Source organism: Arthrobacter sp. OV608, assembly GCA_900110595.1.
In the GTDB taxonomy this organism is placed as follows: Bacteria; Actinomycetota; Actinomycetes; order Actinomycetales; family Micrococcaceae; genus Arthrobacter.
In genome coordinates this window covers 32,641-57,866 of sequence record FOEZ01000008.1, presented here as the reverse complement: position 1 = coordinate 57,866, position 25,226 = coordinate 32,641, and the positions used below count along the sequence as shown (strand labels likewise).

Genomic DNA, 25,226 nt, shown 5'->3' with positions numbered 1-25,226 from the left:
CATGACTTTCCTGACGACGACGGCTGCCGCGCCCGCCGCGGTTCCGGCGCCCGGTGCCGTGGCCGTTCCTGTTACGGACCCGTTCCGCCCGGAGTGGCACTACACTTCCGAACGCAACTGGCTCAACGACCCCAACGGCCTGGTGTACCTCAACGGCACCTACCACCTCTTCTACCAGCACAACCCGTTCGGCCCGGACTGGGGCAACATGTCCTGGGGCCACGCCACCTCCCGGGACCTTTGCCACTGGGACGAGCAGCCCGTGGCCATCCCCTGCGACGGGTCCGAGGCGATTTTCTCCGGCTCCGCAGTATTTGATAAGCACAACACCAGCGGACTTGGCACGGCGGACACTCCGCCACTGGTGGCCATCTACACCAGCGCGTACAGCGCCGCCTCAGCGCTGGCGGGACGGCAGGCCCAGTCCCTGGCCTACAGCCTGGACGAGGGAACGACGTGGACGAAGTACCAGGGCAACCCGGTCCTGGACCGGGCGTCCGCGGACTTCCGCGATCCCAAGGTTTTTTGGTACGACGGCGGAGCCGGCAGTTACTGGGTAATGGTCGCCGTGGAAGCAGTGCACCGCCAGGTGGTGCTGTACAAGTCCGCGGACCTTATGGCCTGGGAGCACCTGAGCACTTTCGGGCCCGCCAACGCCACCGGTGGAGTGTGGGAGTGCCCGGACCTCTTCGAGTTGCCCGTAGACGGGGATCAGGACGACACGAAGTGGGTCCTCATCGTGAACCTCAACCCCGGAGGGGTGGCCGGCGGCTCAGCCGGGCAGTACTTCCTGGGAGAGTTCGACGGCGTGACGTTCCGGTCCGAAACGACCGTCACCGCCGGCCTCCAGCAGGATGACAGCCGGATGCGGGACTACAACTGGCTGGACTGGGGGCGCGACTACTACGCTGCCGTCTCCTTCAGCAACGCGCCGGACGGCCGCCGGATCATGATCGGTTGGATGAACAACTGGGACTATGCCGGATCCACGCCCACCGGGAACTGGCGGAGTGCAATGTCCCTGCCTCGGGACGTGTCGCTGACCCGGGTGGACGGACGCGTGGTACTCCGGCAGGAGGCCATCGATCCCATTTCCGGACTGGAATCGGCGCAGTTCCGGCTGGGCTCCAGGCCCTTGGCATCCGGGGTTCTGGACCTCCCCGTCACCGCTGCAGTCACACGGATCGACGTTGACTTTCAGCCGGGTACGGCAAGCAGGGTGGGGCTTGTGGTCAGGGCCGGCGACGCCGAACGCACAGTTGTCGGCTATGACGTGGCGGAGGGAATACTCAGCCTGGACCGTCGCGAGTCCGGGCTTGTGAATTTCCATGGGGCCTTTCCGTCCGTCGAAGCCGTTGCCGTACCGCTGGAGGACGGCTTCCTCCGGCTCCGGATCTACCTTGACCGGTGCTCCGTGGAGGTCTTCGCCCAGGACGGGCTCGCCACCCTCACGGATCTGGTGTTCCCCTCGGAGGCGAGCACGGCTCTGGCGGTCTTCGCCGAAGGTGAGGGCGCGCACCTGGCGGCGCTCGCCGTCGTCGGGGGCTGATCGGCTGACTCAATAAGAGCCCTGCACGGCGGTCCGTGCAGGGCTCTTCAGCGTCTTTTTAACCGGCTACTTCGCCGCCGGCAGCGTGGTCCCGGCACGCAGCCCGAGGGCCATGTCCTGGGTAACTCCAAGAATCTCCACCAGGACGTCCGCTTCACGGCGGATGTCGGTGACGTTGACCGATCGGGCGGACCTTTCAACGCGGCCCGCCGGGAACCCGTTGATGGCCACAGCCCAGGAATAGGCAGCAGGGTCGTCCGATTCCCACGTCACCCGGATCTCGCTGACCCCGTCCACCGTGGACAGGACCTCCACCTGGACGTTCCGTGGTGCCGCCAACGGCTGAGGCATCGGCATGGCGCTGACGTGGACAGGGGTCTTCAGGACGTGACTGCTTCCAACCATGTTCGACACCCGCAGGATCATCTCCCCCTCGAACTCATGCGCATACGTGTGCTTGAGGACGGGTTCGCTGGAGGTCGCGTCGTAGTCGCCGTCGCCGTCGAGGTCCCATTCGTACTGGTTCACCGCGCCGATGGACGATGAGGCATCGAATCGGATCTCCATGCCGGGCGCAGCGAAATAGCCGTTGATCGGCAGCCTGGCCTCAACACCGTTGTTCCTGCCGAGCGGGATGACGGTGACCTGCACCGGCGATCCGGTCTGCTGGCCTGACGGCGTGGGGCCGGGCTGATGGATGGTGGCCAAAGGAGAAGGAATCCCTGTGTTCAGCGGAGCCGACGGAATGCCCGCCACTTCGGCACATCCGGCATCCAGCACGAGTACCAAGCCTGCGGTTGCCAGTTTTGCGGCGCTCCTTGTCATGATCTCCCCCTCGATCGTTGCCCTCAAGCATCAGCATGCGCAGATACCTGGGGTTTCCGATACTGGGGCAGACGCAAGATTCCGGAAAGAAGTTCTGGCTGCTGCCGGAGCTACTGCCCGGCCGGCGTGGTCCCGAACATCAGGGTCCGCCGCCGGACGTCGTAAAAGACGGTGGCCGAACGTTTCAGGAGGCCTTGGAGAACCTCGGCGTCCTCAGCGTCGAGCGTGAGCACTTCTTCCCAGGCCCCTTGGTCCAGGACCAGTTGCAGAGTCCAGGTGCCCGGCTTTCCGGCGTCTCCGGCCACCCAGCTGAATTGGTAATGGTTGACCTGCCGGACCTGGATGCTGTCATCGGTGATCGGTTGTTTCGGTGTGGGGCTCATGGTCCCCCTCCTGGATTTGGTGTGAGTGGGCCCGCTGCATAAGCCAAGACCCAATCTAGACCTGGTGCGCCGCTTCATCCAGAGCCAGCTGCAGCTGTATTCGGCCGCGAAAAAGATCTGAATCACCACACTCACATCGGTCCCACCCGGGTTATCCTCAAAATGCGTATCCAGTTGCGGGGGCATCCGGGCGGGGGGCTAGGCGCACCCGCGGTGTGACAGCCGCGGGCCAGTTTCATCATTTGCATTCACACCGGGGAAACCCGGGCGGATTTCAAAGGAAACGAGCATGGGCCGTCGTCGCGCAGCAACTGACCCGATCTATCCACGCTGGATCTGGATCGCCGCGGCGGCTACCGTGGCGCTTCTTATTGTGGGCGGCGCACTGGTGCTCCGGACGCTGATCTTTCCCGCCGATTCAGGTGACGGCGGAGCCGCAGGAAATGGCAATCCACCCCCTGCAGGCGAACCCCTGGCGCAGGACGCTCCTCCCGCCGTCGCCGGCGCCTCTCCTTGTATCCCCCTGAACATCCTCACGTCGCTGGAAAACGCGGAGATGGTCCGGGCCCTTGCAGCCGAGTACATATCCAGGCCCCGCAATGTTGACGGCAAATGCGTGGCACCGGCCGTCTCCCAGGAAAGATCAGGAGTGGCCGCCGGCAAGGCCGCGGCACAGTTCCCCGGCGTTTCCGCCGGGGAGAGGCCCACTGTCTGGCTGCCGGACTCCTCCGCGTGGTTACGCATTGCCGGAGAAGGTGCCGGCGCAAACCGCATCCCCCAGGAGGGAACCAGCGTGGCCCGGAGTGCCATCGTTGTGGCGATGCCGGAAACAATGGTGACTGCCCTCGGCTGGGACAGGCAACCGCCGTCGTGGTCTGAGGTGTTTAAGATGGCCGGCGAGCAGGACGTCTGGGAGCGCCTCGGCCACGGCGACTGGGGCAAATTCAAGTTCGGTAAGGCCAGTCCCCTCGTCTCGACGTCGGGCTTGATGGCCCTTGCTGCTTCCTACGGTGCCGCCGGCGGCAGCCCTGGCGGTTTGGACGGCATGGATCTGGAAGCATCGTCGCTGGTGGAGAAGGTGCGAGCCGTGGAATTGGGCACCAGCCACTACATGGCCACGCCCGAGCATTTCCTCTGGCACGCGAGGGAAGCCGACGACGCCGGGAAGGTTTCGGAATTCCTCTCCGCCGTAATCGTGGATGAAAAATCTGTGTGGGACTACAACCGCGGAGTGGTCAGCGAGGACGGAACAACGAAGACGTCCGGTCCTGCCCCCAAGGAGCCCCTTCGGGCCATCTACCCCACCGACGGAGTCCACGTCGCGGACAACCCGGCCGTCATCCTTGACGGCGCTTGGGTGGGGAACCAGCAGCGCCTGGCGGGCCAGGATTTCCTCGCGTTCGCAGTGACGGAACAGGGCCAACGTGTTGTTGAGGCGTCCGGGTACCGGAGCGTCCAGGGCAAACTGGATTCCGGGGTGGCGAAAACCGGCCGCTACGCCGAGACACTCCAGCCCCTGCCGCTGCCCAAGGCGGAGGCACTGGTTTCCATTCAGGAGAGCTTCCCCGAGGTCCGCAAACGGGCCAGGGCTTTGTTCCTGCTGGATGTCTCGGATTCCATGGTGCAGGAGCCCGGAGTCACCAAACTGCAACGGGCCAAGGACGCGGTTCTCAAGGCCCTGGACCATTTCACGGGTGAGGACGAAGTTGGACTGGCCGCGTTCTCCCATGAGGGCGACGGTCCGCTACAGCCGGGCATCGTCAGCCCGGTGGCCCCTTTCAAGACCAATAAGGGCGACATCGCCGCCAAGCTCAATGAACTCCAGGCCGTGGAGGCTACGCCTCTGTTCGAAGCGGTGAGCCGTTTCGCGGGCGATCTGGCCAAGGACTACAAGGACACGTTCATCAACACCATCGTGCTTTTGAGCGACGGCAAGAACGATACCCGCCACCCCGGAGACCTGGGCGGGCTCTCAGAACAGTTGAGCCATCAGTACCACTCGACGCCGGTGCTCGTCTTTACCCTCGCCTACGGACCGGACGCTGATGTCCCCACGCTCCGGGACATTGCCCGGGCCAGCGGCGCGCACTACTACGACGCCACCGATCCGACCAGGCTTGATGAGGTGCTCGGCGAATTGGTGACCAGCTTCTAGGAAGGGTTGCCCGCGGTCAGAACCTTGGCCCCCTCCGCAAGTTCGTCGTCGTATGCTTCTTCGAGCGGCGATTCACCCAGGCCCAGCTCTGCCAGCAGCGATGGATCGTCGAATGCATCGGCAACACAGCGGATAATCGCCGGGGGCACGCGAAAATGGGTGTCGATGGTCAGCAGCCCAAGTTCCGCCAGCTCCTCCAAGCGGTCCATGGCCACCTTGGTGAGCAATTCGGCGGCCTTCTGTTCTTCTTCGGGAGCGTGATCGGGCGCCGCCAGGACGCGTTCCACCAGAAGCGGTTCGGCCGCGGCCGACGCCAGGAGGACGGAAACCTGTATTGCGGCGATGGTGCGCTCCCACGGCTCTTCAGGATCGAGCCGGAGCACGGCCTGCTCGAGGAAGAGCGAGGTGAACATGGTGAACTCGTCCACCTGCTCGGCAACGCTGCCGTCCAGGAAGTGTGCGGGATCCTCGAACGGCACCACCTTCGTCGGCTTGACCTTGATCAGCTCGGCGGCCTGGAGTGCGGCCCAAATTTCGGCAAGCAGAGGTACCTCGTACATGCTCCGTACCGTAAGGACATCATCGGCTGCATCCTTCTTGGATCCGCCCTTGGCCTGCACGCCCACGCAGGCGGCCGCCTCCTCAATGTCCCGCAGGCGGAGGGCGCCCGTTCCGGTCACGGGCTTCCCTTCACCGATCCATACCAATAGCGCTGTTGCCTTCTGGATCAGTGGCATTTCCGTAAAGGCTGACAGTGCCTGATCCTCGGGAATGTCCGGAATCTCGATGGTCTCCTGTCCATCAACGCCCTCGGCAAGGCTGTCGAAGACATCCAGCACCTCGGCCAGTAGCTCCTCTGTCCCCGTCCACCGGCCGGTTTCAGAGAGGAACTCGACGTAGCTGTGGACCGAGTCAACGATGAGGGCAACCTGTTCGGCGTCCACCACCTCCGGCGCCTGTGCACCCGCGGTGGCCGACACTTCCTCCGCGACCGCGTTGGCCAGGGTTGCCGGGTCGAGACTTGTCATGTCCGGCGCAGACGTCATCTCCATGTAGCGGCTGATGGTGGGTTCCATCAGCTTCAGGTATTGCAGGGCTGCAGCGCCTGCTCCGGGAGTGCCGTCGTCGAACCACTGGACATAAGCCGGCGTTAAGGCGTCAAGGGCCCGCCCGGCACGGAAAGAACTGAGGGAGACCGGCGCTTGGTGTCGTTTCTGCGCCGAAGTTTTGCTTGCGCGCCGGTTCTTACTGTTCTTGCCCAAGGAGTACCTAACTGCTGGAGAAATGTTGCTCGAACGACGCTACTGATTTCGACGGCGGCATGCCACTTTGAATTGTTGTGCAGGAGGCTGTTCAAGATTCAGGCACCTTCCCGCGCCCCTTTTCAGGACGACCACCAGTTGGGCGTCCGGCCGAGGGAAAATGTCACACCCCCTTGTGATGATTGATGCATGGGGAAAACAGCGGTGGTGAAGGCGTTTGAGGACATCAAGGCCGCCCTTGCCGTGCTCAACGCGGAGGCGGAGGGCTGCGGTTCGGAGCCCTTCTCGGATGCCGATCCGCTGGCAGGGCTGGGAGATGGGTGCCTGGACATCCTTGCCGGGGCACGGGTGGCGGAGGCCGGGTTCGCCGCTGTGAAGGCCCGGGCTGCTGTCACGTGTGCGGACACTGCCCAGGCGATTGCGGGCCCCGAGGCCCCGGTGCAGGCGCTGGAAATGGCTGTCGCCGCGGAAATCGGCGCCCTCCTGGCCCTTGGTCCCCGGGCCGCGGGTGCGTTCCTGGCCGCGTCCCACGCGGTCGCGAAGGAACGGCCGCTGACGTTCACGGCTTTGCAGGCAGGGACGATCACCTGGCCGCATGCCCTGGTGGTGGTGGAGGAAACGGCTGGCCTCGACCCCGCCGGCGCTGCCGCGTTGGAGGCAGCGTTCCTGGACCCGGACGTGCCCAGGCCGGCCACCGCTGCCCCGGTCGGGGAGCTGCCGGCGTACAGGTTCCGTGCCAAGGCCAGGAAGTGGCGGGAACGCCACCACCCGGAGAGTCTGGAGAAGCGTCACGCCAAATGCGCGGCGGACCGGCGGATGGAATACACCCCGGACCGCGACGGGATGGCCCGGGTCTCCCTCTACGTGCCGGCGGACCAGGCCTCAGCGATCTGGAACCGCACCACCGCCATCGCCCGCGGCCTCCAAGGCCCCAACGAACCCCGCACCATCACCCAACTCCGCCCCGACATCGCCGCCAGCATCCTGCTCGGCGCCGGAACCGCGCTTCACCCCGGCCCGGAAACCAGCCCAGAACAAAGCAGCACGGGACAAAGCGGCGCGGGACAAAGCAATCCGGCTGCAGGCAGGCCGGGTGAAACCTACGCAGGTGCCGGCTTGGGCAACGTCCCGGTACCCAAGGCGGACGTCCTGGTCACCGTCCCGGTACTCGCCCTCTTCGACATCACGGACGAACCGGCAAACCTGGACGGGTATGGTCCGATCCCCGCGTCGATGGCCCGCAGACTCGTCGCCAACGGCGCCAGCTCGTTCTACCGGGTCCTCGTCGATCCGCGGGATGGGGCGCCGTTGGAAATCGGCCGCACCAGCTACCGGCTGACCAAGGCTATGAAAAAAGCCCTGCAGCTTCGGGACGGAAGATGTACTTTCCCCGGCTGCAACAACCCCTCCCTCGACAACGAGGCAGACCACCTTCAAGCCTGGGAGCATGGCGGGAACACTGGGATCAGTAACCTGGCCCAGCTCTGCCCGAAACATCACCGCCTCAAACACGCCACCGGATGGACGCCCACCACGGCCACCCAAAACGAACCACCCGGCTGGACCTCACCCACCGGCCGCCACTACAAAGCCGAACACCACGACTGGGAACCACCACACTGGCCCAGGCGACTGGTGCCGCCTTGGAAAGGCGCTTGGCCTTCACGATCGTCACCAGGCGATCCGCCCGACTTTGTCTACAGATGCTCTATCGGAGAGGACTACCTGGAGCGGTTCCTCCACGGCAGCTCCTAGCGAACCAGCAATCGGGGCGATCGGGGGTCCTGCATGCGAATCTGCTAGACCCCCAAACGTGTCTCACATGTCTTGCAGTATCCTGCAGCCTCATGCGGGCCTTTGCCGGGGCACCTGCACGAGCAGGAGGTGGCTCAGTTCATTCCTGCCCGGGCTGCCGGTGCGAGCGACAGTGCGAGCGCCCACCCGCCGGCCACTCCGATGGCAAGCAGTACGGTTACGAAGCCGATCGCCGGTGGGCTCGGCCATGTCAAGGCGCCGCCGTACCGCAGCAGGGCGATTGCCTGCAGAATGACGAAGGCAACGGAGGTCAGGGCCACGGGGCGGGCTGTACGGAGGTCGCGGCTGAACTGACCCTGCGCGGCCGCCCACCCCAGGCCGACCAGCCACGCTCCGATCGCCCTCCCTGTGAGCTCGGTCAGAGGCCAAGGCCACCACGCCGCGGCAGGAATCGGTGCTGCCAGCAGCGCCACGCCATACAACAACAGCACCCCGGCGATTCCTGCCAGGAGCAGCCGGAGGACAGGCGGCAACACTGGCCTTCCCGCTGTTCCGGACACGGGGGCAGGAGTCCGCGATCTGAGCTGCATTCTGCTGATGGCGAGCATCGCCACTGGCACCACCGCATATATTGCCAGCCATGCCCACGTGGCTATTTGGGCAGTGGGGGCAGTATCTGGCGAAAGGTGGAAGCGATCGATATGGACCAGGGTGACGCCCAAGGTCAATGTCGTGAAAATGAACACAGGCCACACCGCCAGCCTCGCTGAATCCCAACTCTCCGAACGGGCGCCGGTCACCTCCAGGCCTGCACTCGCCCAGTAGGCAGCCCCGAGGAAGACCGCAGTCATGGGCGGATTGACTGTCCACGCAAAGAATTCATTGGTCTGCAGCGGAAACACGAACAGCACGAGCCCGGCAAGGAATACCAGGAATGCAGCGATGTACAGCAGCCACCGCATCGGCGGAATCAACGGTGCGACTTCAGTTGACGCGGACATCACCTGGCCGCTCCTCGGGTGCGGTTTCCCCGCCAGGAGCATGAGGCGAGGCAGGCAGAGGGTTCTCGGCCAGGTATGCGTGAAGCATCGAGACCACGGTGGCGCCGTCCCCGACTGCCGTAGCCACCCTTTTGATCGAACCGGACCTCACGTCGCCGATAGCGAAAACGCCGGGCAAACTGGTTTCCAGCGCCAGTGGGGGCCTGGCGGCCCGGACGGACCCGGTGTCACTGACATCCCTGGCGCCCGTACGCAGAAAACCGGCCGGATCACGCTCTACAGTGGCCGGCAGCCAGGAGGTCCGCGGCACCGAACCGATCAGCACAAACAAACCTGCCGCTTCTATCTCCTCGCTCGCAGTTGCACCGGAGGCTTCGGATGCGGCAACCTTCACGGCGGTAAGGAATCCGTCCTGATGCCGGGCCCCCACGAGCACGGCGCGATAGCGGATCACGATATTCCGGGTGGCCTCAAGTTGGGAGATGAGGTATTCCGACATGCTGACCGACAGGGTGGGTCCCCGCACCAGCAGCATCACCTTCTTCGCGTACTTCGCAAGGTGCAGAACAGCCTGTCCGGCCGAATTGCCGCCACCCACCACACAGACGGGCTTTCCGGCCATAGACGGCGCCTCGGAAACTGTGGCCCCGTAGAAGACGCCTCTGCCCACCAGATCCTCGAGCTGAGGTATGCCGAGGCGGCGGTAGTCCACGCCGGCGGCCACCACCACGGTGCGGCATCGCACCACGCTGCCATCGGAAATTGACACAGCGTAGAGTGCCCCGTCCACGCGGAGCCCCTCCACCTTCCGCAGGAACAGGAAGTCCGTCCCCAAAGTCCAGGCCTGATGGAATGAGCGGTAGGCCAAGTGGGCACCGCTCACACCGCGGGAGAAGCCAGGGTAGTTGCGGATCAGTGAACTGGTGCCAGCCTGGCCGCCCACTGCTTCTCCCTCCACCACCATGGTGGAAAGGCCCTCCGAGGAGGCATAAACAGCAGTCGCGAGACCGGAGGGACCGGCTCCCACCACCACCACATCGAAGATCTTGTCCGCCGGTGGCGGTCGCGTCACCCCCATCGCTTCAGCGATCTCCTCGTTGCTGGGGTTCTCGAGCACAATTGGTGGAGCGGTGAACTCCAGCACCATAACCGGCATAACCGGGTTGCCCAGGCCCAGGCTCTCCAACGTCCGTTGCGCGGTCTCAGAACCCACAGGGTGGAAGACCGCCGGGATGTGGTTTCGGCTCAAGGAGTCGCGCAACATATGAGTCCTTTGGTCGCCTACCTCCCCGATCAGCCGGACTGCCTCGAAGCCGACACCCTGGGCCAGGTGCCAGTCGTCGAGGGCGTCAGTAATTGCCCCGTGGAACTCTTCGTCACGCGATCGCTCGGGACGTATGATCACCAATTCGGCGTACCCCTGGGCGATTGCCCGGAAAACGGTGGGGGCGCTGGCGAAGTCACCCCATGTCACCACAACACCGCGCTTGGCGGCAGGGTGAAAGCCATAGGCACGTCGCAGGAAGTCGAGTCCACTACGGTCAGCAGGTCCGTAGCACCCAAGTATGAGGGCGACCGGGCGGTTCCATCGCCGGAGCCCCTCCAGCACCGCCCGCCCGTGGGCGTAGTCGGCGCAGGCCACCACCTCGTAGTCGGCACCGTACCGTCGACGTAACTCATCTTCAAGAATCCGCCGGGAGTTCGGGTCTGTGGTGGCAAGCAGCATGATCGGAACCGAGTGGTCCATGGCCGCCGTCTTTCCGGATCAAAATGGTTCGGTGGCGCTCACGATACTCGCGATTGGACGATGGGGACAAGAGGTGCCCGGTGCCTGCGGAACGTCCTTTGCCGGCCGTCGACGGAGTTGTATCGCGCCCGCCTCGTCACCTCGAATCTGCCATTCCAAGGGCGCGACGATTCTGCCAGAATGGCTCCCTGGGCGGGCAAGCCGGATGACCTGGCAAAACGGCAGCGATGAAAGTAGAGGACCGATGGAGGATCGCCCGATTCCGGGAATCAGCCTCACTGCCATACCCAGTGGAACAGGGTGCCTGGAGTGCCTCAACGGTGACGGCCCAGGTTGGTGGCTTCATCTTCGCCGCTGCGCCCAATGCGGCCATATCGGATGCTGCGATTCGTCACCGTCACAGCATGCCAGTGCCCACGCGCGCGCCGTCGGCCATGCCGTCATGAGGTCATTTGAACCTGGCGAGAACTGGTTCTACCAGCACACCACCAAAAAGTTCTTCCACGGCCCACGGCTTCCGGATCCCCAGTCAAGGCCCCTGGATCAACCGGCGCCTGCCCCCGCAGACAAGGTGCCGGCAGACTGGCGGGACCACCTGCACCGGTAGCCGCGCAACCGGAAACAACCGCGACGCCGGGATTCAGTGAAGGAGGCTGGTTAGGCTGTAGGAATGGCGACAGTTATCCTCGTGCGGCACGGCCGCACCACAGCCAACGCCGCTGGACTGCTGGCTGGTCGGGCGGCCGGCGTCAGCTTGGACCAGATCGGGCTCGAGCAGGCAGCTCTAACAGGAGACCGGCTCGCGGTGGTGCCTTTGGCCGGGGTGGTATCCAGCCCCCTCGAGCGTTGCCAGCAGACCGCCCGGCTCATCCTCGACCGCCAGGCTGGTAATCCTCATTCGCCATCCGATCCCGATCTCACCGAGTGCGATTACGGCCAGTGGCAGGGCCGCATGCTCAGTGATCTCGCGACCGAAGACCTGTGGGCTGCCGTGCAGTCCCAGCCGTCCGCCGTCGTATTTCCCGGCGGTGAATCCATGGCGGCGATGCAGGCGCGGTCGGTAGCAGCAATCCGACGCCACGATGCAGCCTTCCAAGCCGAGTATGGGCCAGGAGCCGTGTGGGTGGCAGTAAGTCACGGTGACATCATCAAATCAATCCTCGCCGACGCGCTTGGAATGCACCTCGACCTTTTCCAGCGCATCAACGTGGGCCCTGCCTCCGTATCGATCGTGCACTATGGTGCTGTCCGGCCGAGCGTCTATGCGACAAACACCGATGCAGGCGATCTGTCATGGCTGTCCAAAGGCATCAACTCCGGCGATGCACCGGTGGGCGGCGGTGCAGGGCAAGCGGCGCCGTAACCTCATGTGCCTAGAATACTGACATGCCCACACGAGTTCATGAGTTTGCCTGGCCTGACCGGGTCGTCATCGGCACCATCGGCGAACCAGGGGCCCGCACGTTCTACCTGCAGGTACGCACAGGTAAGCAAATTGTGAGCATCGCCTTGGAGAAGCAGCAGTCGGCCCAGCTCGCAGAGAAGGTTGACGGCATCCTCGATCAGCTCAGCACCCTCGAGGGCAACCCCTTCAGCGTTCCCAAGGGTACTCCCATCGAACTGGTGGACAACGACCAGCTCGAGCCGGTCGAGGAGCAGTTCCGAACCGGTGCAATGACCTTGGGCTGGGACCCGACGACGGCGCAGGTGGTCATTGAGGCATACCCCCTCACCGACGCTGATGATGACGACGAATCGCCTGACCAGAACGGCATTGAAGTACCCGAAATGCTGCTGGTGCGGATGCCGGTTGGCACCGCCCGCGCCTTCGCCAAGCGGACCCGTGAAGTTGTGGGAGCCGGCCGTCCCGCCTGCCCGCTCTGCGGTTATCCCGTGGACGCGGACGGGCACGTCTGCACCCTGCCCGAAGCCTGATGCCCGCGCCCGAGCTGCTGACTGCCGAGCTCACGCTCACCGGGCGGATCACGACGGCGTCGAATGCCACCTTTCTGGGCACCATCGGCGACACCACAGTCGTTTATAAGCCGATAGCCGGGGAAAAACCGCTGTGGGATTTTCCCGACGGCTTCCTTGCCCACCGGGAGGTCGCCGCCTACCTGGTCTCTGAGGTTCTCGGCTGGAACGTTGTGCCTCGCACCTGGCTCCGCGATGGTCCTTTAGGCCAAGGAATGGTGCAACTGTGGCAGGACACTGACCCCGACCAGAACGCGGTGGATCTCGTTGCCGCGCATGACGTTCCGGAGATCGGGTGGAAACAGGTCCTTGAGGGGGAGGATGAGACGGGGCGGATGGTCGCCCTCATACATGAGGACACGCCAGCGCTCAGACGCATGGCGGTGTTCGACGTCGTCGTCAATAACGCTGACCGCAAAGGCGACCACGTCCTTGCCATGAAAGACGGGCACCGGCACGGCGTGGACCATGGACTCACCTTTCACCAGGACCACAAGCTGCGCACGGTGCTGTGGGGGTGGCTGGGAGACACATTGACCGACGAGGAATGCGACGGCGTCGATCGCGTCATCGAAGGACTGCACGGTGAGCTGGGGCGAAACCTGGCGAACTTGCTCAGCGCCGAGGAAATCGCCTCACTCGCCAAACGCTGTGCCCGGTTGCGCTCGGCAGGGCGGTTTCCGGCTCCGAGCGGTGACATGCCCGCAGTTCCTTGGCCACTGTTCTAAGGACACTACGGCTACAGGCTTCGCACATTGGCCCATCGCTCCCCCGCCGCCGCAACCTAGGCGCTCTTGTGGATAATTTCAACCTGAGGCCTGCACGGACGGCACCTCGCGCGAATCCTGGATTCTATTCAGCCGGGATGTCAGGACCCGAATTTGAAGGACTCGACGACGTCCCCGGCTCCGGCTTCCCTGAGATAGTCATTCAGACTCCACTGTGCGCGGAGGGCGGTCACCTCTACTGCAACGTTTCCGCCTCTCCAGTCAAGAAGGATGAGGCGTATTTCGAGTGGGGCACCGGCTGCGTGGTAGAAATCGGAAACTCCGCCACCGACCATAAGGGGAACTGCGTGGAATAAACCGCCGAGCGGGCATGTGCTCTTCCAGTCGTCGCTGACGCGGAAGTCTAGGGCTATTCCCGTCAAGCCGCCAAGTGAGGTGGGGGCCTCTGCTGCAATTTCAAGGCCTGGGACGGTGCGGTACCAGGCGGCAAGTTCTGCGGCGCTGGTACCTACTCCTGGCTGAGCTTCTTCACTGCACTGCGCCGCCGCGCGAACATTTTGGTACACACCAATGTAGCTTCCGCCCCAAACTCCTTCCTGGGGATCGCTGGGGCGGAGCAGCAGTACTTGGCCGGGAAGGTCTTCCTCGTTGGACCATCCCTTTGGGACTGTGTAGGACAGCTTCGGTTCAAATGATGTGGTTTCATGTTTTGTGCCGGGTTCCAGGGGGCCCAGGCAGATGCCACCGTGGGGATTGGGGCAGATGAAGGGTGCAGATTGCTCGGGGCGATCGAGCGTGGCACCGCTGGGGGCAGCAATCTGTGCAGCGGCAGCCACCTCATCGGCGCCGAGAGCGCGGGGCCAAGTTCGAACGTCGTAAATGGTTCCTTTGAAGAATCCTTCGGGTTCTCCGTGGGACTGGCCCCTGCCGAACAGCAATGCCCCCTGCCCTGCGAACAAAGGGTCAGTGGCGATACCTTGCTCGCTCACCGGGAAGCCGTTGAGATAGAAGCGGGCCTTTCCGGCCGCGGTATCGTAGACGCCGGCAAGGTGTACCCAGCGGTCCGGTGTCACCTCGACCCGCGTCGCCCGGTCCCGGTTGGTGACGAAGTTGTCCCCGTTTCCATCCTTGGGCTTGACCGAGAAGGACCAGAAACCTTCATTGACGCCCAGGAAAAACGCGCCGGCAGTTTGCCCTGCTTGGGTGAGCACTGTGACGTTCTGCCCGGGTTGGCCCTTGGGGCGTACCCACGCGCCGACCGTGAAGTTTGAGTCGGTGGCGACCGGACCGGGAGCGGAAGTGCTCGCGAAGCCAGTGCCCTCAACCACCAACCCCTCACCTGTCCATTGGGCGCCGCCTTGCATGGAGAGGGTCACGCCGCCAGTCGAAGCTTCAGGAGCCGTGAGTGGCCACACGTTAGCTGCGCCCAAGTCCTTTGATGAGTTGCAGGCAGCGAGGGTCCATGCCAGCATTGCGGCAACAATTATCGCGACGATTAGCGCCTGGCGACGGTCGGCCGGGGGTTTGATGATCGAAAAGGCACCACCGGTGCTGAGATCCCGGATACCCATAATGGCCTCTTTGCCGTCTAGTAAGGCGAGATCCGGACAAAAAAGGATCGCCGGTTACAGGTGGACCCATTCAACCGGAAATTGTGAGGAAGCCGTCGGCGCCGTCCGGCATGGGATGCGCAGACCTTCAAGATACGCTCAGCCCCCAGCTAAGGGAAGGGACCCGTCAGGCATCGCGCTGTGACAGCGGGCACAATTGGGCCCCGGTCCAAGGTGTTCTGCCCATCGTCATGCGGCTGGCAGGGTCCGGGCATAGTGAACTTATGACGCATGAGGCATCAGCTGCCACAGCCCGAGACCTGGCCGACCGAGCCGGTACGACGCCGGCTTCCCCGGGTCCCGGTCACGGCATCCTGTCTGGGTGTTCATCCCCGCAGAGTGAAGAAGCTCTTCGGATCGTCGGCGCCCAACAGGTCGTGGTGAAAGGCGATGGCGTCCACGGGCCGGGTGTCCACGAACAGGACCGCGACCTCCCGGGAGTGGACCACGGTGTACCGGGTCAGCTCTTCCACCCAGGAATGGATCCCGGTGAACTCCTCGACGAACAACCCGTCACCGAGCAGGGCCCGCTCCTCGAGCAGATCGTAGACAAGATTCCAGGCAAGATCCATCAGTTCGTGGATCGCAGCGTCAACAGTTGGAGCCGTCATAGCTCCATGGTGCTCCCGGGCACCGACAGTTTGGGGTAGCGGGCGGGTGTGTCCTGCACGGCTGTTGCTTTGAGCGCTGGGCGTGGCGAACATGGGAAGTGTGGACATGAAAGGCATCCGCCGGCTGGCCTTTCCCCTGTGCCTGCTGGTACCGATAGCCGGCGCGACAGGATGCTCCTATGACTACCCGGACCAGGCGAGCACCTCGACAGCCTCAGCCGACCGCACGAGCACAAACGACCCGTTATGGATCACCGGATCCTCTCCACAAACCGCTGATCCTCTGGTCCTTCAGCACGAGGTCAGAAACTACCAGGACCTGGACGCGCTCTTGAAAGCCGTGCCAGGGCCGGTCCTGCTCTTCCAAAAAGGTCCAATGGACGGCCCTGCCAGGGGCTTCGGCGGGAGGGAACAGGTGCCGGCGGCCGGCCAGTACACGGTCACTGTCGCCTGCGTGGGGGCCGCTAAAGCCACGATCTTCATCCGGCAGGAGCATCCCACGGTCACCCTCTGGCCCGTCGAGCTCACAGTGGACTGCCCAGGAACCACGTCCCAGGTCATCACGCTTCAAAAGGGCTACGTTTCGACACACCTATCCCTGCCCAGTCCCGGAGACACGCCCTGGACAGGGGCAGTCGGCGGAGTACGCGTTACCGGTTGAGCATCCCGTCTGCTCGACGCCGCTTCCCTACCAAGATCCGCGAGTCGAAAGGGTGGCGGTCCCGTCGCCTCCCCATGAGATCAAGCTTTCCGCGGTCGGTCTGATCACCCATCCACAGCACTCGCTCCATGGGCTCAGCGTGACGCCACTACTGCCCTTGAGCTTGTCGATGACCCGATTCTGCGAGCCAGTCCGGGTTCCTGAGCCTCTGCAGTGGATCGGCGGTCGTCTGCTGGCCGAGGGCCACCAAGGCGAGGGCATCGAACTTGGTCCCCATTGTTCCCTGCGGCCCGGAACTCGTCGGTCTTGCGGGACGCGGCGATGGCCTTGGTGCCCCAGGTGTTGGCGTCGTTCACCCCAGCCCGTTCCGGATGCAGTCATGCTGCGATCCAAGCGCTGATTGCGGCCCAAGGCAAGCCTCGAACTCGTCCGCGCACAAGTCGTCGGTTCCGTGCGGCTGACCTTCTCAGGCGAGCTTATTACCGAGTGTCCAGAATGCGGCGAGATCCCCACGTCGTGCTAAACAGCGGGTGGTCGACCCAGCGTGCTCAGCCCTTACATTCCAGGCCAACTCGTATACCGGGGAGGACCGGCGCGGTCCCTGGAGCGACGTGAGGCCGCGATTAGTACCAGTACCGTCTTCCGGCTAGAGGTCGTCCGATTGCACCGAGCAAGAAAAGCACGAGGCCGACAACAACCAGAATCCACCCAATAGTTATCAGTATTCCGATATTGAAAATATAACCAAGGATTAGTAGAACAACTCCGAGTGAAAGCACCTTAGTCCTTACCTTCCCAAATTTTCGGACCAACCCTAGGCTGCAAGAAGGTTGCTTGCGGTCGTCTCATTCGTACCACACCGGGTTGTCCAGGGGAACAGGAACCTAGTACAGGTGTGCATCTGTGACTGGCGTAGCAACACCACCTGTCAAAGGCCCCGCGCATCTTAGGGCTAAGACCTTGCTATTTTGCTTCGACTTCGCTGGATACGCGATTTGTGCCCGGTTAGGATCCCTCAGCGGTCTATGTCAAGATCCAGTGTTCGAAAGCCGGTTTCCCGCGAGAAGAAAAAGGGGATCCACAGCAGCGGTTTGAGGTAGGGACGTGCGCGGATGGCCGGTCATGAAGCTGAAGAACTCCCCCGGGTACGACTGGGCGGGTATCGATGACGCGGCGTGGGAATGGACGCGTGATCACGGCTTCCCCGAGTTGCAGATGATTCCTGGTGGGCTCGACAATGACGAAGTCAGGCAGGCGATCACTGCTACCGAGCAGGTGCGTGACCAAGCGTCGGCGGCACTGGGGATCTCCAAGGTCTCGCTGCTCGCCCGTCTTGTTCTGGCGGCCTATGAGGACGCCCCTATCTGATCCTTGAATCTGAAAATGGACGATTCGTCCGCGGTACGCTCTTCCGGCTAGCCGGGGAGAAGATCGCGGAAATCAGCTCCCCGGAAGCTGGCCATGGCCCCGACTCAACCGGTGGAGAAGAAAGTCCGGGCACTCCTTGCCACCGTTGATCCCAGCACGGCAAACCCGGCATGGACAGAGTTCGCCCCCAGGGATCTCCTGCCGCTGCCTGAAGGATCTCAAGCGATTAACTTGGAAAAGGCACCTTCTTGGTCTCCGATAATGACCAGTCCACGGCCCAGTGACACCTGACGTAGCGTCGCGCGGTGCGGCAGGCCACATCAACTGAGGGTGCAAGTCGGCACGTACGACTTGCGCGGTGAATCCTAAGCATGCTTAGTATGGGTGCAGCCGAATGCGAACGGCTGCCAACCAGAGGAGGAAACACCATGGGACTAGGCGACAAGATTGAGAACGCTGCCGAGAAGGCTGGCGGCAAGGGCAAGGAAGCGGCCGGTAACGCCACGGGCGATGACAGCCTGAAGGCTGAAGGCCAGACGGACCAGGCCAAAGGCGACGTGAAGCAGGCCGGCGAAAAGGTCAAAGACGCCTTCAAAGACTAAATGATTTTACGACAAGGGTGCGCTCAGCGAACGGGGCGCACCTTTTTCGTGCCCTCATTTTGTGCGGCCACGCCCGCCGATCCGGCACTGCCCGCGGCACTTTAAAACGCCCATCGACAAACCGGCAGCTCGAGCCTACTCTGACCTCGCAGGAATCCGACAACGAAGACGGAGGTGCCCAAAATGGGCGCACAGGAAGATGTGGCACTGGTACGGCGCGGCTATGAAGCTTTCAACGCGGGCGACATGGACACACTCAGGGAACTATTTACCGAGGACGCTGTGTGGCGCGTCGGCGGCAGCGGCGCCCTGTCAGGCGCGAAGCAGGGCAGGGACGCAATCCTGGCCTATTTCGGCGAGCTGGGTTCGCGCTCCGACGGAACCGTCAAGGTCGATCTGGAAGACGTGTCCGCCGGTGACAGATATGTGATCGGTGTCCAGTCGAACCATGCCGAGCGCGACGGCAAGTTCCTGGACCAGCGATCCGCCCTCGTGTTTACCCTCGCTGACGGAAAGGTAACTGAAGTCCTCGAACTCCAGGAAGACACGGACAAGGCATCTGACTTCTGGTCCTGACCGCAAGTCATTCGAAAGGCGCACCGCAGTATAGGTGCGCCTTTTCGTGTCACTCGAATGTGCCCGGTCAAGAAATTCTTGATCAACTCTTGGGGACTTTCGTATTCACTCTTTGCACCCGGCCCCCCATCATTGCCTCAACGCGCCGGTCAGTCCCGGCCGGGCTCGGGTCGGGAGCTTCCCACCCGTGATGAGGATGGAGCCGAAATGGTGGCGTTCCGAGTAGAAATCGGTGAGGGTGGACAACCGTCGTGGTGGCTTTACGGAGTCAATGACGAACTCCTGGCCTGGGCCGGCAGGTATTACGTTTCCCTGGCCTTTGCGCGCGATGAGGCGGCCGCATTCCGGTCATCCGCGCTTCGGGCGGTGTACGAAATCTATCCGCACCCGGCTGGTGGCTGGGGCTGGAGGGCTGTGCAGCCCGTGGACTACTACATGGCCCATTCCGCCGCCGGTTTCACTAAGCCGGCAGAAGCGCGCCGCGCTGCGAGACACATCAAGACAGTGGCACATCGGGCCTCCGGGCTGTAGACAACGCCCCGGACGTATAGGGCTGGACACCCTGCTGTCGTTAGAGAACCAGTAGGCCGCGGAGTTGCGTCCGGGATTCACGGTCCTTCAGTCCTAGGCTTTCGGCATGCACCCCTTAGCGGCGATCGGTCTGGTGTTCCTCGGCGCCACGGCTTGGACCGTCACGATCCTGACCATGCTGATTCTTCTGGTCAAAGCCCGGCGCCGTCCCCCAGCCGAAGCCAGGCGCGCAGTCCCGGGTGCAGCGGTCCAAGGCTCCGTTGAGCGGGCGGAGTAGAGATAGCCAGGGCCCCTTGCCGACCGCGTAGCCTAGGGGCAACGACTATTTGGGGGTAGCAATGTTTAGTCTCAGTCCCGCGTTTGGCATCCTCGGCATTCTGTCCGCGGCACTCAGCATCGTCCTGGCCGGCCTGGCGGTGTACGCCCTGGTGTTGGTCATCGTCTTCCTTCGGCTGCGGATCACCGAGCTGAAACGTGCTGCCCCGCCGAGGAACAACCCGTAAACCCCATGACCCAGGTCAAACGCCCTGCACCACACCCGGAGTGGGTCATGATGTACAGCAAGGGCACCAGCGCTCCGAGGATCGCCGCCGGGGCTGGCGTGGCTCCATCGGTGGTGCGCTACACCTGGCTATTGCCGCAAAACTGGAGCCCGGTCTGAGGTCTGAACATCGCGAGGCCCTGCCGCCTGCTGGGCCGCGGCTCGCCGTTGCCGGCCAGCAGAACCTTGACGACATCCTCGCCTTTTACGCGTCCGAGGACCGGCTGCCCGTAAGGGGTCGGTCTGCACGAGAGTCGGCGTTGGCTAATTGGCTGCCACGCCGCCGCAAGGAGGCATCCGAGGGAAGCCTCTCCCCTGCCTACGCTGCCCTGAACCAGGTCCCCGGCTGGCGGGAGTACCCGACGAAGCGGGACGCCGACGAGGCCCGCTGGAAGCAGCCCCTGGACCAGGCGGCCGCCTACCTGGCCGCCGACAACCAGTGGGCCCGGCACAATAAGACCGAGGACCAGTCGGAACGCACCCTGGGCGTCTGGCTGCATACCCAACGGATCACCCGTCGGGCGGGGAAACTCGACGCGGCCAAGGAGAAACAGCTGGACGAGGTCGTCCCCGGCTGGCGACAAGGCCGCGCGCGCAGCGCCCAGAGGCGAATTAGAGACCGCGAGTAGTGTGGAGAGACGCCAAGCAACAACATTTCGGGGGAAATAATGCTTGAAAATACCGCCCGGCCATCGCAGCCACCGCCGCCGGCAGCCCATCGCCACGTTCATCAGGTGGACCTTCCTAAGAACAAATCTACGTCCTGGAAGCGGTGCCCAGACGGCGGCTGGGCGGCTGCTTAGTCGCGATACTTCTCAGTTGCTGGATGCTGGTAATTCCGATCGCCCTTATCGACCGACTCAAAGATGTTCCGGGACCAGGGGCGGGAGTGGTTTCGGTCGTCATCGTCGCCTCTGCTGTGGCGACTGCCGCTCTTGGATGCTTTCGTTTGTTCAACGCCCGCGATGAACGCAGGAGCCTGGCCATCGCCCTGGTCATTTCGTTGGCAGCGACTGTTGGTGCGGCGGTCGCATCAGTTGCCATTCCCGGTTACGGTCCACTCCTGATTATCCCCGCCCTGATCGCAGGACTGCCCGCAGTATTCATGCTCAGCAAGGACACCCACCGCAGATAGCTGCGGGTTCAACCTTCCGGATGGCAGTTGATCGTCAGTCTCTGGAAGAACACATCGGCTGACGGCCGGCGCTGCACGCTACCGGAGGGCCGCGCGCAGCCTCTCCGACAGGTCGTCGAGGGATTCTCGCCATTCGGGCTCGTCGGCGTCGTCCCACAGCTCGGCCAGCTCGGACTTCTCCCCGACCACGCGTCCTACCGCTTCCAACGCCAGCTCCACGTCTTCGGGGGTGAGCTCGGCCCCGTGTGCGGTCACCCAGTCGGCGACATGCTCGGGCAGGTCCCCGGACGGGTTGCCCTGGCAGGCTGCGGTGATATCGGCGGCCGCGATGGCGATGCTGCCCTCTTGTGCTCGGACGTAGCCGCCGTTGGTTTTGGCCAGCGCCCCACGGATAACGTCCGCACCGCCGGCTTCGAGTTCGTCCAGCCAGTCCAGCGCGTCGTCGTTCTCAAACGGCATGTAGCCCCACGCGGCCATTGATCCTCACCCCTTCAGTTGCCCGAACTGGCACCAATATGGCAGATCCTGCTGGGATTCTTGCATACCCACACGGAGGCCGCGGTCCTATCCTGGCCGCATGTCAGTCGTCGAGCAGCTGGAGTACAGTACCGTCGGTTTTCCGTGCCCGAACTGTGCTGAGCGTGTTCTCCGTACCACTCTTCATTGTCACGAGTTCTGTGCCGGAGGAGACTTGAGGCGACGGCATCCCATCTTGGGCCGCCCGCGGGGCCACCCGGCTGCGGGGCCCCACAGTACCCCTGTAGCGGCTTGGTGGATCGATGAGCTCCATGACACCTCTCGAAAAAGCCGCTCAGCGGTCGCGCCAACTCTTGCCCTTGGTGACTGTCGCACTGATTTCATGTCTCGGCGGGTGCGAGTATGAGCCCGACGACGTCCCCTTCCTGTCAACCAGTTCTCCGACTATGGAGGCTCGCACCGTCTCACCGCTGCCGGAGAGTGGCGACACTCGCACGGTCCGACCGCTGCCGGAGAGTGGCGACATCGACGCCGGCACATACCTCGTCCCCGTCGCCGGCTATACGGAACCTTTCGAGATCACCGTCCCAGACGGCTGGTTTGCTCTTGACAGCAAAAGCCTGGGCAAGGACGACCCGGATCACCCGGCTGAATGGGCCGTCTACATAACTCTTTGGCCTGCCAACTATGTGTCGATGGACGTATGCAAGTGGATGGGCGCTCTTGCCGATGTCGGTCCGTCGGCCGAGGCCTTCATCAAGGCTATGGCGGCGCAGGCGTCAACGGCAAGTACCTCTCCCACCAAGGTCATGGTCGGCAATGACTCCGGCTTTGAGTTCGACCACTCGGTCGAGGGCGATGTGGACATCAACGCCTGCGACGCCGACAGGTTATGTATCCACTCAGAAAATAGATTTACCTGCACACACGGGTACTCGACTCGGGGCCAACGCGAAACCTACCGGGTGGCCGACCTCAACGGTCAGCGCGCTGTCGTCGCGGTGGGCAATATCGCCGAATCAATCAATCCTGAACTGACGAGAGAGGCACGCGTCGTCTTCGACTCGATCGTGTTCAAGTCCGACAAGTGACCAGCTGATCCGATAGGCGATTCCGCCCGCGGGCGGGATTGGTCCGCCCGCGGGCTAACGGAAGGCACCCACTCAGGCATTGCCCGGTGACAGCGGGGCATAACCTGGCCCCTGCCCCTAGCGTTCAGCCCACGGTCATGTGCGGCTGCTAGGGTCCGGGCATGGATTAACTGATGACGCATGAGGCGCAGGTCGCCACCGCCCGGGACGTGGCGGGCCGGGCGGGGTACGATGCCGGTTTCCTCTGCGTCCCGGTCCCGATCCCCGAGCTGCCCGGCGTGGAGACTGTCCTGCTCCCGTACACGCATTTCTCGGTCTTGATGCGCCCGGACAAGCGGCTTGCCGCGGTGACTGCCCTGGCCATGGACGGGCAGAAGCTGATGGAGCTGGACCGGGCCGGGATCCGGTGGCGGCTGGACCCGCGCCTGCCGGAGGACCAGCAGACCGGCGAACGGGTCTATGCCCGCAACGACCTGGACCGCGGCCATCTGGTCCGCCGCGCCTCTGCGGTGTGGGGCGATACCCGGGCCGAGGCTGCCCAGGCGAACGAGGACACGTTCTACTACACCAATGCGGCCCCGCAGGTGGCCAAGTTCAACCAGGGCATGGAACTCTGGCTAGGGCTGGAGTCCTACCTGCAGGAGAACGCCGCGGACAACAGCCGCCGGATTGCCGTGTTCACCGGGCCGGTCTTTGGCGCCACCGACCCGGTCTATCGGGGAGTGGACATCCCGCTGCGCTTCTTTAAGGTCGCCGCCTTCCTGCACCATGGTGAACTGGCCGCCACCGGCTACGTCGTGGACCAGACACCATCCCTGGCCGACCTCCCGGACGTCCCTCGGCCCGGGGTGACCGACGAGGCCCCGCCGCTGGGGCCGTTCCGGACCTTCCAGGTACCCATCCGGGACATCGCAGCGCTCACCGGCCTGGACCTCGACCAGCTCATGGCCGTGGACAGGATGCCCATCGCTGCAGCCCTGCCCAGCGCACGGGTGACGGAAACGTGGCGGGAGGTCCACTCCCCCGAAGACCTGGACCTGGACTTCGACCTCGGCGAGTGACGAGAGAACGCATTCACGGGATGGTCCTGAAGAACAGCGGCGAGCTCCACGCGTGGTGGCTGGAACGCCGTTGAGCTGCCGGGCGGCTCAGTCCCCCTGGTTTCGGCCCAGCATGCCTAGCTAATGACACGCCTAATCAGTGCAGCTGCATCCTGGACGGCGTCGTGGGCCATGGTCAGTGGCTCAGGATCGCCGGATACCGTCAGCCCGGTAACGTCCCACAATCCGAAACTGGCCCAGCGGGGCTCGTAAAAGGACCACCAGGAGAGACCGGCGTAATCTGCGGTTTCGTACATGGACCGTGCCCACTGCTGGGTGGATGCCCGGTCACGGGAGACAACGTTGCTGGGGCGCAGCGACCATTCCTGCAGCGTCTCCGGGTCGTCCAGATCCAGGATCGGCGGATCCCCTTCGTACTTCACCAGCGCCTTCCTGGTGCCGTCCGGTGTCCCTGGCGGCGGGGCAAGGATGTCAGAGGTCCACAACGGATACCGGCCGAACGCCTCCGCCGCGGCTCCTTCAGCCGAGTCACCCACGTAGAGCACTATGTATTCCCGGTCCGGGTCGTCCACCCTGCCGGCTCCCTGCCGCGGCCAGATATAGAGCGGGTGCCCGTTCTCCGCCGGGGTTGAGGCGTCAGGGTGCCAATTGAATACGCGCCAGAACTCCACCTAGGCGAACGCTCCCTGTTCAAAGGCGCGGATCGCCTCGATAACCGGGGCAGCGCCTTCAAGCCGGTACACGTCGATGGGGCGGGCTCCCAGATGCGGGTCCTGGCCTTCGAGCCACAACCTGGCCTGGGTCGGGGTGAACGCACTGTGCAGGTGACCCACCAGGGCGTCCAGGTCCGCAAGCTGTGCACGGTTTTCTTCGTTCGGTGCATCCTGCCCGGAGACCCAGCGGCCAGGCCTGTCCTTGTTGACCCCGAGCAGGGCCGCCACGGCGTTGTTGCCGAGCGCGTTCACCAGGCGTTGGGTGATGGCCCGAGGGCCGTAGTCCGGGGCGTCTTTCAGGCCGGCCAGGTTGACCGTGACCGTTTTAGCGGGGGCCTTGCCCCGGCGGACGGTACGGCCGGGCGTAACTTTGAACCCCTTGGGGAGAAGGATGACACCGTTGCGCATTTTGACCGTGGTCTCCCGGCCGTCACCCTTCAGGATCACAGTCTGCTCTACGGCCTTCCGCTGCTTTTCCATAACCCAACAGTATCTGTTGGGCAGATCGCAGGGAAGGCCGGTCGACAGTCGCCATCTTCACAGCGGTCTTGCTGGGCAGAGCATGCCATATGCCAAAGAGCCTGTGCAGAGGGTGCTCTGGCGCAGACTCCCCTTCGTCCTTGAGCATTCGTCGGCTGACCCTGTTCTATGTCTGGGCCCGCTCAGAGGAGTCGGCCTCGGCGCTCGATTTCTTCCCGGCGAGCTTCATCCTCAGCCCAAAAAGGGGCATCGTTCCGCCGCACATACAGCAGGTGCACAACCTGCCCAGTGGCCAAGAGGAACAACACCGTGTAAATCCAGAAGCCAAGGACGTCCTGACCATCGTCTGGACTTGAAACGAGCCGGGTAATCGCAAGAAACGCACTGATT

The 25,226-nt window shown here is 63.7% G+C and carries 30 protein-coding genes; 19 read left to right on the top strand and 11 right to left on the bottom strand.

Translation table 11 applies throughout. The features are described 5' to 3' along the window. Nucleotide 1: 1 nt before the first annotated feature. Complete coding sequence (locus tag BMX78_RS12215; RefSeq protein ID WP_091419764.1) at nt 2-1,549, top strand: glycoside hydrolase family 32 protein; 1,548 nt, start codon at nt 2-4, stop codon at nt 1,547-1,549. A gap of 66 nt (nt 1,550-1,615) precedes the next feature. On the opposite strand, the gene BMX78_RS12210 is transcribed toward BMX78_RS12215, so the two are convergent. Together BMX78_RS12210 and BMX78_RS12205 are read right to left on the bottom strand one after the other, a co-directional pair. Further along, a complete protein-coding gene (locus BMX78_RS12210; RefSeq protein WP_091419763.1) occupies nt 1,616-2,374 on the bottom strand; it encodes a PKD domain-containing protein in 759 nt (252 codons plus the stop codon). A gap of 110 nt (nt 2,375-2,484) precedes the next feature. Then, complete coding sequence (locus BMX78_RS12205) at nt 2,485-2,757, bottom strand: hypothetical protein (protein ID WP_091419761.1); 273 nt, start codon at nt 2,755-2,757, stop codon at nt 2,485-2,487. A 289-nt stretch (nt 2,758-3,046) separates the two neighbouring features. Between BMX78_RS12205 and BMX78_RS12200 the strand changes: the two genes are divergently transcribed. After that, a complete protein-coding gene (locus BMX78_RS12200) occupies nt 3,047-4,912 on the top strand; it encodes a vWA domain-containing protein (protein WP_091419760.1) in 1,866 nt (621 codons plus the stop codon). On the opposite strand, the gene BMX78_RS12195 is transcribed toward BMX78_RS12200, so the two are convergent. Further along, the gene (locus tag BMX78_RS12195; protein WP_091419757.1) at nt 4,909-6,174 is read right to left on the bottom strand and encodes a hypothetical protein; all 1,266 of its coding nucleotides are present in this window, start codon (nt 6,172-6,174) and stop codon (nt 4,909-4,911) included. The two genes, BMX78_RS12200 and BMX78_RS12195, sit on opposite strands and share 4 nt — an antisense overlap. 189 nt (nt 6,175-6,363) lie before the next feature. Here BMX78_RS12195 and BMX78_RS12190 point away from each other — a divergent pair, with 189 nt between their 5' ends. After that, entirely contained in the window at nt 6,364-7,929 is a 1,566-nt protein-coding gene (locus BMX78_RS12190; protein ID WP_091419756.1) for an HNH endonuclease signature motif containing protein, read from the top strand. Nucleotides 7,930-8,063: 134 nt separating this feature from the next. Here BMX78_RS12190 and BMX78_RS12185 read toward each other — a convergent pair whose 3' ends face one another. Beyond that, nucleotides 8,064-8,930, bottom strand: a complete 867-nt coding sequence (locus tag BMX78_RS12185) for a hypothetical protein (protein WP_091419754.1) — start codon at nt 8,928-8,930, stop codon at nt 8,064-8,066. Then, nucleotides 8,914-10,677, bottom strand: a complete 1,764-nt coding sequence (locus tag BMX78_RS12180) for an NAD(P)/FAD-dependent oxidoreductase (RefSeq protein WP_091419752.1) — start codon at nt 10,675-10,677, stop codon at nt 8,914-8,916. Before BMX78_RS12180 ends, BMX78_RS12185 begins: the two co-directional genes overlap by 17 nt. Here BMX78_RS12180 and BMX78_RS23870 point away from each other — a divergent pair. The 4 genes from BMX78_RS23870 (at nt 10,655) to BMX78_RS12160 (ending at nt 13,379) form a co-directional block, all read left to right on the top strand. Further along, nucleotides 10,655-11,284 (top strand): UBP-type zinc finger domain-containing protein, encoded by a 630-nt coding sequence (locus BMX78_RS23870; protein WP_502686291.1) that lies wholly within the window; start codon nt 10,655-10,657, stop codon nt 11,282-11,284. The two genes, BMX78_RS12180 and BMX78_RS23870, sit on opposite strands and share 23 nt — an antisense overlap. A gap of 63 nt (nt 11,285-11,347) precedes the next feature. Next, on the top strand, nt 11,348-12,040 hold the full coding sequence (locus BMX78_RS12170) for an MSMEG_4193 family putative phosphomutase (RefSeq protein ID WP_091419748.1): 693 nt from the start codon (nt 11,348-11,350) through the stop codon (nt 12,038-12,040). Nucleotides 12,041-12,063: 23 nt separating this feature from the next. Beyond that, nucleotides 12,064-12,612 (top strand): DUF3090 domain-containing protein, encoded by a 549-nt coding sequence (locus BMX78_RS12165; RefSeq protein WP_091419747.1) that lies wholly within the window; start codon nt 12,064-12,066, stop codon nt 12,610-12,612. After that, nucleotides 12,612-13,379 carry an SCO1664 family protein gene (locus BMX78_RS12160; RefSeq protein ID WP_091419745.1) on the top strand — a complete coding sequence of 256 codons (768 nt, stop codon included), beginning with the start codon at nt 12,612-12,614 and terminating at the stop codon, nt 13,377-13,379. The genes BMX78_RS12165 and BMX78_RS12160 overlap by 1 nt, the downstream gene beginning before the upstream one ends. 140 nt (nt 13,380-13,519) lie before the next feature. On the opposite strand, the gene BMX78_RS12155 is transcribed toward BMX78_RS12160, so the two are convergent. Continuing rightward, entirely contained in the window at nt 13,520-14,950 is a 1,431-nt protein-coding gene (locus BMX78_RS12155) for a LamG domain-containing protein (RefSeq protein WP_091419743.1), read from the bottom strand. A gap of 365 nt (nt 14,951-15,315) precedes the next feature. Then, nucleotides 15,316-15,600 (bottom strand): hypothetical protein, encoded by a 285-nt coding sequence (locus BMX78_RS12150; RefSeq protein WP_091419726.1) that lies wholly within the window; start codon nt 15,598-15,600, stop codon nt 15,316-15,318. Nucleotides 15,601-15,706: 106 nt separating this feature from the next. On the opposite strand from BMX78_RS12150, the gene BMX78_RS12145 reads away from it, so the two are divergent. After that, a complete protein-coding gene (locus BMX78_RS12145; RefSeq protein ID WP_091419724.1) occupies nt 15,707-16,261 on the top strand; it encodes a hypothetical protein in 555 nt (184 codons plus the stop codon). A gap of 623 nt (nt 16,262-16,884) precedes the next feature. Here BMX78_RS12145 and BMX78_RS23435 read toward each other — a convergent pair. Then, complete coding sequence (locus tag BMX78_RS23435; protein WP_091419722.1) at nt 16,885-17,040, bottom strand: hypothetical protein; 156 nt, start codon at nt 17,038-17,040, stop codon at nt 16,885-16,887. 343 nt (nt 17,041-17,383) lie between these two features. Between BMX78_RS23435 and BMX78_RS12135 the strand changes: the two genes are divergently transcribed. From BMX78_RS12135 to BMX78_RS12110, 8 genes are all read left to right on the top strand, one after another. Then, a complete protein-coding gene (locus BMX78_RS12135) occupies nt 17,384-17,629 on the top strand; it encodes a hypothetical protein (RefSeq protein WP_091419720.1) in 246 nt (81 codons plus the stop codon). 428 nt (nt 17,630-18,057) lie between these two features. Then, on the top strand, nt 18,058-18,231 hold the full coding sequence (locus tag BMX78_RS12130; protein ID WP_091418386.1) for a CsbD family protein: 174 nt from the start codon (nt 18,058-18,060) through the stop codon (nt 18,229-18,231). Nucleotides 18,232-18,414: 183 nt separating this feature from the next. Continuing rightward, entirely contained in the window at nt 18,415-18,807 is a 393-nt protein-coding gene (locus tag BMX78_RS12125) for a nuclear transport factor 2 family protein (protein WP_170850796.1), read from the top strand. Between the two features lie 207 nt (nt 18,808-19,014). Further along, the gene (locus tag BMX78_RS12120; RefSeq protein WP_091419718.1) at nt 19,015-19,338 is read left to right on the top strand and encodes a hypothetical protein; all 324 of its coding nucleotides are present in this window, start codon (nt 19,015-19,017) and stop codon (nt 19,336-19,338) included. Between the two features lie 106 nt (nt 19,339-19,444). Next, complete coding sequence (locus BMX78_RS23130; RefSeq protein WP_170850795.1) at nt 19,445-19,615, top strand: hypothetical protein; 171 nt, start codon at nt 19,445-19,447, stop codon at nt 19,613-19,615. A 61-nt stretch (nt 19,616-19,676) separates the two neighbouring features. Further along, the gene (locus tag BMX78_RS23125) at nt 19,677-19,841 is read left to right on the top strand and encodes a hypothetical protein (RefSeq protein WP_170850794.1); all 165 of its coding nucleotides are present in this window, start codon (nt 19,677-19,679) and stop codon (nt 19,839-19,841) included. Between the two features lie 40 nt (nt 19,842-19,881). Next, nucleotides 19,882-20,508: a helicase associated domain-containing protein gene (locus BMX78_RS12115; RefSeq protein ID WP_091419717.1), complete on the top strand. Its 627-nt coding sequence runs from the start codon at nt 19,882-19,884 to the stop codon at nt 20,506-20,508. A 197-nt stretch (nt 20,509-20,705) separates the two neighbouring features. After that, complete coding sequence (locus BMX78_RS12110) at nt 20,706-21,014, top strand: hypothetical protein (protein ID WP_286138925.1); 309 nt, start codon at nt 20,706-20,708, stop codon at nt 21,012-21,014. Nucleotides 21,015-21,092: 78 nt separating this feature from the next. Here BMX78_RS12110 and BMX78_RS12105 read toward each other — a convergent pair whose 3' ends face one another. Continuing rightward, entirely contained in the window at nt 21,093-21,491 is a 399-nt protein-coding gene (locus tag BMX78_RS12105) for a DUF4259 domain-containing protein (RefSeq protein ID WP_091419715.1), read from the bottom strand. A 311-nt stretch (nt 21,492-21,802) separates the two neighbouring features. On the opposite strand from BMX78_RS12105, the gene BMX78_RS12100 reads away from it, so the two are divergent. Both BMX78_RS12100 and BMX78_RS12095 read left to right on the top strand, forming a co-directional pair. Next, complete coding sequence (locus BMX78_RS12100) at nt 21,803-22,582, top strand: hypothetical protein (protein WP_502686290.1); 780 nt, start codon at nt 21,803-21,805, stop codon at nt 22,580-22,582. A 173-nt stretch (nt 22,583-22,755) separates the two neighbouring features. Next, a complete protein-coding gene (locus tag BMX78_RS12095; protein ID WP_091419712.1) occupies nt 22,756-23,643 on the top strand; it encodes a DNA/RNA non-specific endonuclease in 888 nt (295 codons plus the stop codon). A gap of 116 nt (nt 23,644-23,759) precedes the next feature. Here BMX78_RS12095 and BMX78_RS12090 read toward each other — a convergent pair whose 3' ends face one another. Then, nucleotides 23,760-24,314, bottom strand: a complete 555-nt coding sequence (locus BMX78_RS12090; protein ID WP_091419710.1) for an RES domain-containing protein — start codon at nt 24,312-24,314, stop codon at nt 23,760-23,762. Beyond that, complete coding sequence (locus BMX78_RS12085) at nt 24,315-24,836, bottom strand: hypothetical protein (protein WP_091419709.1); 522 nt, start codon at nt 24,834-24,836, stop codon at nt 24,315-24,317. 140 nt (nt 24,837-24,976) lie between these two features. Here BMX78_RS12085 and BMX78_RS22750 point away from each other — a divergent pair, with 140 nt between their 5' ends. Continuing rightward, the gene (locus BMX78_RS22750) at nt 24,977-25,192 is read left to right on the top strand and encodes a hypothetical protein (RefSeq protein ID WP_139204926.1); all 216 of its coding nucleotides are present in this window, start codon (nt 24,977-24,979) and stop codon (nt 25,190-25,192) included. The last annotated feature ends 34 nt before the right edge of the window (nt 25,193-25,226 follow it).